A 12287-nucleotide genomic window follows, 5' to 3' on the forward strand; every position below is an offset into this window, starting at 1 on the left:
TTCACCTGTTGAAGCTGGAGGCCGTCACGCTCCCGAGTTCGTTACTTCCGTTCTTTGCCAGGTACACGGTCATCCCCTCGTCGTGGAGGTTGATCCACCCGCCGCCCTGCCCGTAGGGGGCGTCCTTCGCGCAGATGGAGTCGGCGTACACATAGCCCTGGGTGGGGGTGTCCGTCCCGCCCCTGGAGACCTGCAGCCCACTCGTGGGAAAGCTGATCCATCCATCGGCGGCGGTTCTTCCCTGCACCCATCGGGTGTTCACGCCGTTGAGGTCGGCCTTGTCGGCGAACACGGTTCCCCAGTCTTGTCCGCTTCCCCGGCGCACGTTCAGCCCCTCCTTGGGGAAGCTGATCCAGCCGTCGTCGCTGTTTCTTCCCTGCACCCATTCGGTTCTCACACCGTTGAACTCGGCCTTGTCGGCCGTCACGCTCCCCAGCGCGCCGGAGTTGGTGGAGATCTTCGCGCCGGTGTCGGTGAAGGTGACCCGCCCTACGGTCGCGTTCGCCGTCCCCTGGACCCAAGGGGTGTTGATGCCGGTGGTGACGGTGAGGGTGTCCAGGACGGGATCACGTACCTCGACGGTCGTGGTGAGGAAGTGTTCCTGCTTGGGCGTGGTGCGGGAGGTGGCGACGAGCGTGTACGCGGTGGCCCGCTTCGGGGCGTCGGCGGCGGCCGGTGACCAGGAGCGCACGCCCTGGGGGACGGTCGCCTGCCCGCCCGGGAAGAGGATCTTGTAGTCGAAGTCGTCGGACCCTTCCCAGCGCAGCACGATGTTGGTTCCCGCGTTCACCATGGCGTCGTCCGGGCGGAAGTCGCGCGGCGCGGGAATCTCCGTGGGCGCGGTCTTCATCAGCGGCACCGCCGCGTACCGGTTGCTCAGGCGCCCGGCCTGCGTGCTGCTGCTGTTCTCGGTCACCCGCAGCACGGCCACCCCGGCGGCCGCGGCCACAGTGACGTTCTCCAGCGTCAGCACGATGTGGTCGCCTGGGTCGAGACGGGTTCTGCCGCCACCCTGGGCGGTGGCCTGGAAGGCGTCGGAGCCCTGCGGCCGGACGTTCACCGGCGACTGGGTGCCGGACCGGGAGCCGTACTCCCCGCTGGGTTTGATTTTCGTGAAGTCCGGGGTGAGGTGGCCGGCGCCGTCGCCGATGGGCACTTTTACCTGGATCGAGTGCCAGAACGCCGCCTGCTGCCCCGTATTGGTGACGACCAGGTACACCGTCCCCGTGGACGGGGACCGCCCGGCCGCTGACGCCTCCAGGGGCGTGGGGTCGGTCATGAGGGTGTAGGCCAGCAGGGTCAAGGTCACGACTCCTTCTCTTGGAGGGCGGCGCACGCCGATGACCTGTCCACGACGAAACTACCGAACAGGACAGGACAGGCGGCGACACAGGGGACGCATCCGGAACCCGCCGCCTGTGACGCACCGCGGAAGATCACCCTCTCGATCCAAACGTCGACATCGGAGCATGACAAGAACAGCCAAGGAGGCCATACCAGGGCGGTTCAGCAACAATCTCAGCGTCTTGACAAGCACACCGCCCATGCGTCACCGGCCGCTCCGTGAACCCTCCGTCCCCGAGTACGTCGACCGGGATCGCGACTGTGAACGAGCACCGCCGGCGGCAACGAAGACCTCACAGTCCTGGTGCCGCGATCGCCGCACTGATGAGGGGGTTGCGTAGCTCAATCGGCTTGCTGGTCGCGGACCGGGATCGGCTCAGCCAGCGCAGCGCGCCCGGGAGCCGCGGGGAACGGGTCGGCGAAGTACTGGGTCTCGTGCGTGACGAGACCATCGGTGATCTCCATGATGCTGAGCGAGTATGTGGGTACGCCGTCATAGGTGATCACGCACTCGCTCACCCAAAGGTCGCCGCCGCCCAGGATCCGGCGGATGGTGAAGTGGCGTTCGGCCGGGTGCCCGCCGCGTTGCGCCTGGATCCTTGACCGGCCCGTGAAGCGCTCGCCCGACTGCGGGTAGTCCAGGATCGCGTCCGCGGCGTAGATCGCATGCTCAGCGTCGACGTCCCCGCGTTCGGACGCCTCCCAGTGCTCCCGGAGCCGGCCCCGGATGCCGGCTGCCGGATCCATTGCGCTGTCCACCCGTTGGCCCCCTCACGACCAGAAGAAATGTCGCTGGCCTGATGTTATCCGAGGGTCCTCCTGCGACTCGGGACCGCAGGAGCCGGACCCCGGCCCCGGTGCACGGCGACCTGAGGAACCAGGTCCGTACCGCCCGCACGCCTCCCGGGTGCGGGCCCCAGACGGTGCCGCCGATCTCGGTGACGATCGCCGCGTAGAGGCCGCGGGCCGGCGCGGCGAGGGCACGGGCAGCAGGCGCGGGGCAGGCGCACGGCCGGCACGGACAACGCTCGCGCCCCTGCACGTCCGGCCGGCTCACGGACCGCGGCACCAATCTGGGAGGCCGGACGGGGCGTACGTCGAGCGGGACATCGGCCAGGCCGCGCTCGTGATAGCCGTGCACGCGCGCAGTTTGACCCCGCAGGCCGGACAGATGACCGCTTCGCTCGGTCTTCACAGCAGATGTCCTCCTCGGATCTCGATCGGCGAGGCACTACGCGATCTTCCACGGAGTGGCGCTCGCCACAGGGGCAAGAGGCCAGACGGCGCTGCCTTGAGGTGTCGGGTCCGGTCGCCGTCCTCTTCCAGGACATCACCGCCGTGCCCCGGGCTCGGGTCGCGATGGCGGGGGGAGAACTTCCTGGTCAGCGGCTTCCTAGGACGCAGCGACCCCCTTTGGCGGGAGCTTGGCGGCGGGCGGCGAGGGCAGCATGGGAGACATGGCCCGCAATGTCGATTTGAGTGAGTTCCTGCGCCGGTGCCGAGCCCGGATCAGCCCGGAGTCGGTGGGGCTGCCGGAACGCGGCGCCTACCGGCGGGTGCCCGGCCTGCGCCGCGAGGAGGTCGCTCAGCTGGCCGGGGTGAGCACCGACTATTACACCCGGTTGGAGCAGGGGCGCCAGATCAGCCCATCGGACAGCGTGCTGCAGGCGATCGCCGCCGCGCTGCGGCTGAACGACGCCGAGCGCGCCCACCTGTCCGACCTGATCCGGCCCCAGCCGGTGACCGCGCGCCGCAGCCCGCCGGTGGTGCAGCGGGCCCGCCCGGCACTGCGCCGGTTGCTGGACTCCTTCACCGACCACGCCGCGTTCATCCTGGGCCGACGCGGTGATGTGCTGGCCACCAACCACCTGTGCCGGGTGCTTTTGACCGACTTCGATGCCATGCCCTATCGGGAGCGCAACCTCACCCGGTGGATCATCCTTGATGAGGCCGCCCGCGAGCTGTATCCGGACTGGGAAAAGATCGCCGCGGAGATGACCGCGATCTTGCGGCTGGACGCCGGCCGTCACCCGGACGACAGCCGCACCGCCGAGCTGGTCGGTGAGTTGACGATGAAGAGCGAGCACTTCCGCCGCTGGTGGGCCGACCACAAGGTGCTGGATCGCAGCTTCGGGCACAAACGCTTCCACCACCCGCTGGTGGGGCCGCTGACCATCGACTACCAGGCCTTCAACCTGCCCGGCGAAGCCGACCAGACGCTCTTTGTGTACATGCCCGCCCAGGACCAGGCTTCGCAGGACGCCTGGCGGCTGCTGGCCAGTTGGAGCGCGGACGCGCCCGCCTCGTCCCCTCAGCCGCACGGCACCTCGCAAGCTCGAAGGAGCACCTCATGAGCAGCACCACACCCCGCGCGTCCGGCCGGCCGCTGGCACTGGTCACCGGAGCGTCGGCCGGGATCGGCTACGAGCTGGCCCGGCTGCTGGCCCGCCAAGGCTACGACCTGGTGGCCACCGGCCGCAGCGGCAACATCCACCAGGCCGCGGCCGATCTCGAGAAGGACGGCGCGCAGGTCATCCCGGTCCAGGCCGACCTCGCCGACTACGACGGCGTCGAGGCCGTCTGGCAGGCCGTGCAGGCCACCGGACGGCCGCTGGCGGCGGCCGTGCTCAACGCCGGGCGCAGCATCGGCGGCTCCTTCCTCGACACCGATCTGGACGACGAGCTGGGCCTGATCGCCCTGAACGTCACCTCGGTGGTCCACCTGGCCAAGCGCGTGGCCCGGCACATGGCCGCCAACCGCAGCGGACGGATCTTGATCACCTCCTCGCTGTCAGCCACGTTGCCGACCCCGTACGAGATCGTCTACGGCCCATCCCGGGCGTTCACCCGGATGTTCGCCCTGGCCCTGCGCGAGGAGCTCAAGAACCACGGCGTGAGCGTCACCACGCTGCTGCCCGGCGCCACCGACAGCGACTTCCACGCCCGCGCCGGGATGAACAACACCGCCTTCGGCCCCGGCATGAAGAAAAACAGCCGAGCCCAGGTCGCCCGGCAAGGCTTGGAGGCGATGCTGGCCGGCCGGGCCCAGGTCGTCGGCGGTGACCGGGCCACTAAGCTCACCTATGTCAAACACCACATCCTGCCTGAGACGCGCAAAGCCGCCCGTCACGCCCGTATGGCCAAGCCGCGCCCCTGAAAGCCCCACTCGAGTTCGCGCGACCAGCCCCAAAGTAACTACCTGTAATAGCAATAACGGATTGTGATTACCGGGGTCGCTTGGCTAGTTTCACAGGCGAGCACCCAATGCCGCGAAGTTAGCGATCATTAGATTGCGTCAAGAAGCCCGCGAAGGCGACGGTTCTGAACCCGAAAGGGGCCTCGGGTGCAACGCGGCCAGGGAGAACACTGTTGCACCATAAAAAGTTGAGCTTGTTCGCCGAGTGCGGAGCTGATCTGCTGGAGTCATGGACAAGTGCCCTCGGTGTGGCTGGCCCTCCTCGACCGTCTACCAGCTCATCTCACGCCACCTGACCTCAGAGGGCGTCGTGACCTACAGTCGCTGCCCCTGCGGCCAGGTGCACATCGGTCTCTCCCCCGTGGAGCCCGGGTGGACACGTTAGCTTCCTGAAGCGGCCGGGTGGCACGCCGTGCTTGCGCTTGAAGGCGTTGGCGAAGGCGAAGGCTGTGGCGTGCATCCGGACGAGTTCGGCTTGCTGACGGGCCGACAGACCGGCGGGTACGAGTTCGCCGATCAACCAGTGCCGGCCGATGAGCTCGACCTTCTGTGTGTCCAGGTCCGATGCCATCAGCCGATTCCCGTCGACGTGCCGGTGGCCCGCACCACGTTGAGGAAAGTGCGGTACCGCGACAACCGCTCGTGGTGGGAACCGTTGGCGGACCGCCACTGCTGACCCCGCTGATACGTCAGGAACGCTCAGCCCCCAGCGGAGTCAGCGATCTGGTCCACGCCGCGCTCGTTCTCGTTCATTTCGAACACCGGCAGATCAGCTGAAATTCAGCGAGAAAACGTCATTGGCCAAGGCGCTGGTATACCGCGCCGCACGGGTCAGAATGAATGATCGTCTGGCCGATCTCGGGACGCTGGCGCTCGATGGCCGTCTTCCATGACGAATTCTCCTCGCATATATCGGCAACGGCCACCCTACGCGTATACCTATCGTAATGGACGCGCCAGTGGGGCACCCCCTAAGGCCCCCTATGATTCCTCCAGGGGCCCCTATGCATTCCCTGGGCCATGTGCGCGGCTGACCGGCGATGGTACGAAAGCCTTCGTGACCAAGCGAAAAATATTATCCCTGACATCCAGCAGAATTCTCGGCGCGGTCGCGCTCGCCGCGGGCCTGGCGACTGCGACCCCGGCGGGCGCGGCACTTGCGCCGGTCTGGGACCACCTGTCCTTCCCCTACGGGTACACCGAATCCGAGAAGCAACTCAAGGAACTCAACGATGTCGCCGCGCTGAGCGGCACCCAAGCTTGGGCCGTGGGGCAGGTGCGGATGGAGGGCTGGCCGTACCCGCCGCCGGGTGTGGTCTGCCCCGACCTGTTCCGCTGGAACGGTCAGAAATGGGTGAACGACCGGCCGGATATCACCTGCCGGGGCGCGCTGACCTCGGTGTCGGCCGCCGCGGAGAACGACGTGTGGGCCACCGGTTCGACCATCGCCTACCACTGGGACGGTACGGCCTGGACCCTCACTCCGTACCCGACCGAACAGAACAACCCTTTCTACCTCGATGATGTCGCCGCGGTGGGCGGCACCGCCTTCGCGGTCGGCAGGTCCGACCAATCGAGCGGTGAGGTTTCCACGGCGGGCGTGATCCGCTGGGACGGCACCGCCTGGCAGAAGATGAGCCTCCCGCCGCTCGCGGGCAACACCGACCTGAGCGCGGTGCATGCTCTGGCGCCGGACGACGTCTGGGCGGTCGGCACCACCAACCGCTACGGGCCGAGCGCCGATGCGCACACCCTGGTGCTGCACTGGGACGGCCACACCTGGTCCCGGCTGCCGGATCCGCCGAAGGAAGCGCTGGTCGAGACCACCCTGGACGCGGTGGCCGCGCGACCCGGCGAGGTGTGGGCGGCCGGTCAGCGGACCACCTACGAGGCCAACGGCTTTTCGGTCAAGAAGCGCGAGGCGTTCGCCATGCGTTGGAACGGTAGCGAGTGGACGGTGACGCCGACCCCGGCGATCACCGGCTGGTACGGATCCTCAATCACCTCGCTGGCCTGGAACGGCACCGAGGTGTGGGCCGGAGGCAGCGGGCAGGACGACGCCACCGCGCGCAGCGTCGGTGTGCTGCTGCGCTGGAACGGCACTGCCTGGCAGCAGGCGCCGAAACCGCCGCTGCTCGACGACTACCGGATCAAGCAGCTCGGCGCTGTGCCGGGCGGCGGCCTGTGGGCCACCGGCTACGGCACCCGGGAGACCGACGAGCACGCCAAGGGCCAGTTCCTGGCCCGGGTCACCGGCTGAACCTTCCTCCCTGCGATGGAGTGGGCGATGTGCGCAAGCTGACCGCTGCGCCGGACGCCCCTGCCGCTACCCCGCTGTGGCGGGCTGGGGGCGATCGGCGCCGCAGGGCCTCCTTCGTCGGCCCCACGGCATCGAGCACGTGCGCGGTGCGAAAACGCCGATACTGTTGCTGAGCTGCGCGTTTGCCGGGCCATCAGGCTGCTCTGCGGTACTCGCTGATCAGTCCTTCGGCGGTGAATCCGGGAGGTCATGTCGATCACCTGGCTGGGGTCGTGCGAGGGAGGGCGGAGGGAACGGCCCTGATGCGGGCGATGATGGTTGAAATGGCGTTCGTACTCGGTCAGGACCTTACGCAGGTGCCGCTCACCATGGATAAGCAGGTGATCGCGTAGTGTTCCCACGATCCGTTCCGCGAACGCGTTTGCCCGTGGCGACCGGACGGGCGTCTTGATGACCCTCACATCAGCGGAGGTGAACACCTCATCGAACGAGCGGGAGAACCAGCCGTCACGGTCCCGGATGAGAAACCTGAACGCGCCGGCGCGTTCACCCAGGTCCATCAGCCGGTTGAGGAAGATGGTGTCGATGTGCAGGAAGTCGCACGCCAAAATGCCGGAGGCGTGCGAAGGAACTGTCGCCAGGTCGGTGAGGTGTGGCGTGGCGCTGGACCCAGGCCGTCCGTGGCCAGAATCCGGCGGGGTGCCTTCTCCGATCCGATGGCCGACCCCGAGTAGTTCACCCCGGATCCGCCGGTGCCCCCATCGTGGATTCTCTCTGGCCAACCGGATCACCAGGTTACGCAGTTGACCCCACCGCGGTCGGCCATCGAGTTGACGGCGCAGCCCCTGATTCTCGTGACAGAGCATCAGCAGCTCAAACGTCCTTCGACAGATCAGCGCGCACCAGCACCGCCAGCAAGCCGAACAAGCACCTCACCAACCGGTGGATCAGCGGCAACAACACCCCGCGATGGTTGCGGCCGCCGCCCTGATCATGCAGCAGAATCCCAGTTCAGAGTACGAAATGCGCACCTCTACCAGCTCCTGCGCGAGATGGATGACGGCTAGAGCCCGCACTCCAGTGGCTTACAGTCGGTCGGCCAGCCGCCGGGCCGCGACCTGTACGATGTCCCACGCGGTGGCGAACGGCGGCGCGTAGGACAAGTCGGACCAGGCTAAGTCGTCAACGGTCGCGCCGTGCCACAATGCGGTGGCGACGGTGTCGATACGTTTGCCCGCGCCACGCCCGCCAACGATCTGCGCGCCCATCAGCCGACGATCCGACGGCGCTGCCAGCAACTTCACCGCGATCGGGTCGGCCTCGCTCATGTAGCCGCTGGCCGTGCTGCCTTCGGTGACCAGGGACGTCACCGCGATGCCGGCGGCGGCTGCCTCACGCTCGTTCAGACCGGTGCGGGCGATCTCCAAGTAGGTCGTGCCCTCAGCGAATCGGGTGATCGCAGTGCCCAGCACGCCGCCGAACCGCAGCGCGCCTGGTGTGACGAGGTTGGTGCCGACGATCCGGCCCTGTTTGTTGGCATGGGTGCCGAGCGGCAGGTAGGTCCACGTGCCGGTGAGCCGATGCCGGGTCTCGCAGCAATCACCGGCGGCCCAGATCCCGTCGGCCAGGCTCCCGTCCGGCTCGGGTCGCAAACCGCCATTTGGGCCGCTCGGCAAGTTGTCGAGGTCAAGGTAACCGGTGTTCGGTGTGACCCCCAGCGCCAGCACGACCAGGTCCGCCGGATAGCGCTCGCCTTCTGCGGTGTACACGCCACGCACTCGTCCGTCCGCCACGTCCAGCCGCGCGACCGGTGAGCCGACCACGACCCGGACTCCCGCCTCGTGCATCCCCTTCTCGATGCGAGCGGACAGGTCCGGGTCCAAGGAACTCATCACCCGAGTCCGGGTGATCACGGTGACCTCGTAGCCACGCCTCCTGGCGGCCTCGGCCATCTCGACGCCGATGTAGCCGCCGCCGGCGACCACCACCCGGCCACTGCCCTTGGGCAGTTTCGCGAGCAGGTCCAGCCAGACAGCGCCGTCGGTGAGCGTTTTGACCGGCGCGACGCCGGCGTACCGTTGCCCTGTGCTGGGGTGGACGGCCCAGTCCGGCACCACGGCCGACGCGCCGGTCGCGATCACCAGCTCGTCGTAGCCCAGCACCTGCTCACCGTCGGCATCCTGGTAGGTGACGGTGCGGGCCTGTCGGTCGATCCCGGTCGCGGTGGCGCCGAGCCGCAGGTCGATCCCGGCTGACCGGTGCTCCTCGGCGGTGCGGGCCACCAGGAGGTTGCCACTGGACACGTCTCCGGCGACCCAGTAGGGGATGCCACAGGCGGAGTACGACGTATCGCCGGTCGCCTCCAGCGCGGTCACAGCCAGCTTGGTCCCGGCCGCCCGGATCGCCTGGTGCGCCGCACTCATCCCTGCTGCATCGGCTCCAATGACCAGCAGACGGGTGGCGCTCACCGGGTCACGTCAATCGAGGCCATGGCTTGGAGCCTATCCAGCTCCAGGAGGAGGTGGAGCCCTCGAGAGAAGCAGTGAGCTGACCTGCGGCGAGGTCTACCGGGGGGCCTGTGCCGTTGGCCGTGGCGATCGGCTTGTCGACCTGGAGATCAGCCTGGTGTGCTGTTCGCGCTCGGTGGCGAGTCGTGGAGCCCACACGGGTTCTCCGCCCGAAGCGGACGCGGGCTCCTCGCGGTAGAAGATGTCGATGTCGACCTCTTCGCCGCCCATGATCACTGTGTCCCACGCGTCGCTGATGACCAGGATGCGCAGAGTTTCAGCCGACAGCCGGCCGAGGTGGGCACGCAGGGCGGCGTCGTCGGGCAGGCCGGAGACGCGCTGTGACAGACGGCCCCGGACGATCCCGAGCCGGTTCATCAGTGTGTCGATGTCCGCCGCGACCTGCGCGTCGGAACTCGGAGCGGTTTGCGCGTCGGCGCAGCCTTTGGCGATGTTGTCCTTGATGGCACGGGTGAGGCCATCCTCGTCGGTAGTGACCATCGCCTGCCAGGCACGGCTCTTGTGCCGGTACTGGAGCATCGCCATGGCTGCCTCGTGGCGGATGAAGTCCGCGTCGCGGAAGGCCCGCCCGCGCCAGGCCTGGCTGAGCGACCGGGCCAGAGAGATGGCCGAGGCCAGCCCGCTGTTGAGCCCGCGCCCCGGCCAGAAGTGGATGGCGTTGGCGGCGTCGCCGAGCAGGAAGCCGTAGGTGCCCGGAGTGGCGGACGTAGGGGCGTGCAGGCGCGCGGTGAAGCGCGGCCGCTGCACCATGTCGAGCCGGAAGGCGGTGACGGCGCTGAGGTTGTACTCGGCCACGCCGAACATCGCCAGCCCTTCCTGCACCCGCCGCCACAGGGCGGACCCTTTGATCAGGGCGGGCAGGAACAAGGTGCCGTGAGTGGAGCAGTGGAAGTCTCCGTCGTCGGTACGGCCCATCATGCACGGGTTGGCGGCGACACACTCCTCGAACACGCGACGGACGGGATCGATGCCGATGACCTCCGCGGCCTCATCGTCGGTGAGTCGCATGTTGAGGAAACCCTCGCCGCCCAGGGCGTTGAGCAGGTAGCGGTTCTGGGCCACGGTCAGCAGGACCGACATGGCGTCAGGCAGGTCGGACTTGACGCGTAAGCCCAGCACGACATCCTGCAGGTGCTTGCCGTTCAGGGAGTAGATCGAGCTGTCGGCGGTGCCGAACTTGCCGGTGAAATGCTCCCGCGTGCGCGAACGGCCACCCTCGCAGATGGCGAGCACATGATCCTGCTTCGTGCTGTCGCCCTGCTCGTCGGGATCGAAGCGGGTGGGGACGAGCCGGATGCGGTCGGACTTCTCGCCGGCCATCTCCAGGAGCGTGTCCTCGATGTAGGCGATGCGGAGGTTACGCGGGGCTTGTCCTCGGATGGAGTCGGGGCCGGGCGGCCACATCTCGGAGTACGCCCCGGGCTTGAACAGCCGAGCCTGCACCGGGTCGGGGAGGTTCAGGTACTGGCGGCTCTGAACCGTGACGACCTGCTGGCGCCGTACATTTCCCTGATCTTGCCCCTTCCACGAGACCTGAGCACCGTCCTGGGTCCAGCGGCCGTCGTAAACAGTGACGACGACCCGTGATCCCATGAGGTGCTCCAGGAGGAGCGCGAAGCTCAGCCCGACGGGCCCACCGCCGGAGACGGTCACCCGGAGTACCGGCCCGGGATCGACCGATGGGGCGGGTCCGCTCGCCTGCGGCAGCGGGGACGCGCCGTAGATGGTCGCGACGTCGTCGGAGGGCAGGAAGCGGAACTGCTCGTCGCCGATCGTGATCACGTCGCCCGGTTGGAGCACCTGTGAGGTGACGCGCCTGCCGTTGACCAGCGTTCCGTTGCGGCTTCCCAGGTCGTGCAGGATGTAACGCCCTGCCTCGTGGCGTATCTCGGCGTGGCGGCGCGAAGCTCGTTCGCTGGAGAGCACCACGCTGCAGTCTTGCCTGCGGCCGAAGGTGGTCGGCGTGTCACCGAGCGGGAAGTGGCGGTCGGTGAGGGGGCCGTCGTGTCCGACGATGGCAGGGGGCATGATGCCTTCCTTATCGTGACAAGAGATCTAGTCATCGATGAGTCCAAGTCCATCATGTGCGACCAGAAGCAGCCGCGTAAGTGGGAAGTACGCACATCGGCAGCTTGGACTTCTCTGTTCCGCGCCACTCAACTTGAGGATGAAGCTTGGGTTGATGGTCAGCGGGCGTGAGGACAGGATCCTTGCGCGGGCATAACTGGGTGTCTGTTTTCGGATGAGCGCCTGGCTCGTGGGATTTCGATCGCCTTCTCGATGACGGTTGGAGGTCGATCGTTCCGTTGGATCGCAGGTCGTTGAGGTCGGTCACGTCGCGGGAGGGCTGCGTTGGGATGTCTGGAGGTCGTTGGTGCCGGGACTGGTGCGGCCGATGGCGGTTGTAGTGGATGGATCAGGTATTTGTGGAGCACGCAGGCCAGGTGGCGTTTGTTGAGGATCAGGATCCGGTCCAGGAGTTCGCGGCGCAGGGTGCCGATGGCCCGCTCGCAGATGGCGTTCATCCTCGGCGTCCGCGGCATGGTGGTGATGACCCGCAGCCCTTCAGCGTGGAAGACCTCCCTGAAGGCGGAGGTGAAGAGCGGATCCCGATCGTGGATCAAGAATCGCAGCCCGGCGATGCGTTCCCCCAGGTCCATCGCCAGGTTGCGGGCCTGCTGCAAGGTCCATGCTCCGGTCGGGTGGGCGGTTACTCCGGCCAGGTGCGGTCTCCGGGTGTCGTGCTCGATGAAGACCAGCACATACAGCCGTTTGAGCAGCGTGGGTTTCGACCAGCAGGAAGTCACAGGCGATGGTCGCGTGGGCTTGTGCGGTCAGGAACTGCCGCCAGGTCGGCCCGGCCCGGCGGGGCGCGGGATTGATACCGGCAGCGTGGAGGATCTCCCACACCGTGGAGGCTCCGACCCGATGGCCCAGAGCGGCAAACTCGCCGGCGATC

Annotated in this window: 10 protein-coding genes; 4 read left to right on the forward strand and 6 right to left on the reverse strand. The window is 67.6% G+C overall.

Annotated features, from left to right (window positions below):
- Position 1: 1 nt before the first annotated feature.
- Together ABZS69_RS59800 and ABZS69_RS59805 are read right to left on the reverse strand one after the other, a co-directional pair.
- Complete coding sequence (locus ABZS69_RS59800; RefSeq protein ID WP_355391590.1) at positions 2-1309, reverse strand: hypothetical protein; 1308 nt, start codon at positions 1307-1309, stop codon at positions 2-4.
- A gap of 377 nt (positions 1310-1686) precedes the next feature.
- Positions 1687-2091, reverse strand: coding sequence for a nuclear transport factor 2 family protein (locus ABZS69_RS59805; RefSeq protein WP_355391592.1), 405 nt, complete (start codon positions 2089-2091; stop codon positions 1687-1689).
- Positions 2092-2801: 710 nt separating this feature from the next.
- On the opposite strand from ABZS69_RS59805, the gene ABZS69_RS59810 reads away from it, so the two are divergent.
- From ABZS69_RS59810 to ABZS69_RS59825, 4 genes are all read left to right on the forward strand, one after another.
- Positions 2802-3698, forward strand: coding sequence for a helix-turn-helix transcriptional regulator (locus tag ABZS69_RS59810; RefSeq protein WP_355391595.1), 897 nt, complete (start codon positions 2802-2804; stop codon positions 3696-3698).
- Positions 3695-4501, forward strand: coding sequence for an SDR family NAD(P)-dependent oxidoreductase (locus ABZS69_RS59815; RefSeq protein WP_355391598.1), 807 nt, complete (start codon positions 3695-3697; stop codon positions 4499-4501). The genes ABZS69_RS59810 and ABZS69_RS59815 overlap by 4 nt, the downstream gene beginning before the upstream one ends.
- A 451-nt stretch (positions 4502-4952) precedes the next feature.
- Positions 4953-5216, forward strand: coding sequence for a hypothetical protein (locus ABZS69_RS59820; protein WP_355391601.1), 264 nt, complete (start codon positions 4953-4955; stop codon positions 5214-5216).
- Between the two features lie 381 nt (positions 5217-5597).
- Complete coding sequence (locus tag ABZS69_RS59825; protein WP_355391603.1) at positions 5598-6800, forward strand: hypothetical protein; 1203 nt, start codon at positions 5598-5600, stop codon at positions 6798-6800.
- Here the strand turns inward: ABZS69_RS59825 and ABZS69_RS59830 are convergent.
- From ABZS69_RS59830 to ABZS69_RS59845, 4 genes are all read right to left on the reverse strand, one after another.
- Positions 6737-7666, reverse strand: a complete 930-nt coding sequence (locus ABZS69_RS59830; protein WP_355391606.1) for an integrase core domain-containing protein — start codon at positions 7664-7666, stop codon at positions 6737-6739. The two genes, ABZS69_RS59825 and ABZS69_RS59830, sit on opposite strands and share 64 nt — an antisense overlap.
- A 219-nt stretch (positions 7667-7885) precedes the next feature.
- Positions 7886-9268, reverse strand: a complete 1383-nt coding sequence (locus tag ABZS69_RS59835) for an FAD-dependent oxidoreductase (protein WP_355391609.1) — start codon at positions 9266-9268, stop codon at positions 7886-7888.
- Between the two features lie 96 nt (positions 9269-9364).
- The gene (locus ABZS69_RS59840) at positions 9365-11356 is read right to left on the reverse strand and encodes an FHA domain-containing protein (protein WP_355391612.1); all 1992 of its coding nucleotides are present in this window, start codon (positions 11354-11356) and stop codon (positions 9365-9367) included.
- A 158-nt stretch (positions 11357-11514) separates the two neighbouring features.
- The gene (locus ABZS69_RS59845; protein ID WP_355391615.1) at positions 11515-12090 is read right to left on the reverse strand and encodes a hypothetical protein; all 576 of its coding nucleotides are present in this window, start codon (positions 12088-12090) and stop codon (positions 11515-11517) included.
- Between the last annotated feature and the right edge of the window lie 197 nt (positions 12091-12287).

Source organism: Nonomuraea sp. NPDC005650 (assembly GCF_040605375.1).
Classification (GTDB): Bacteria; Actinomycetota; Actinomycetes; order Streptosporangiales; family Streptosporangiaceae; genus Nonomuraea.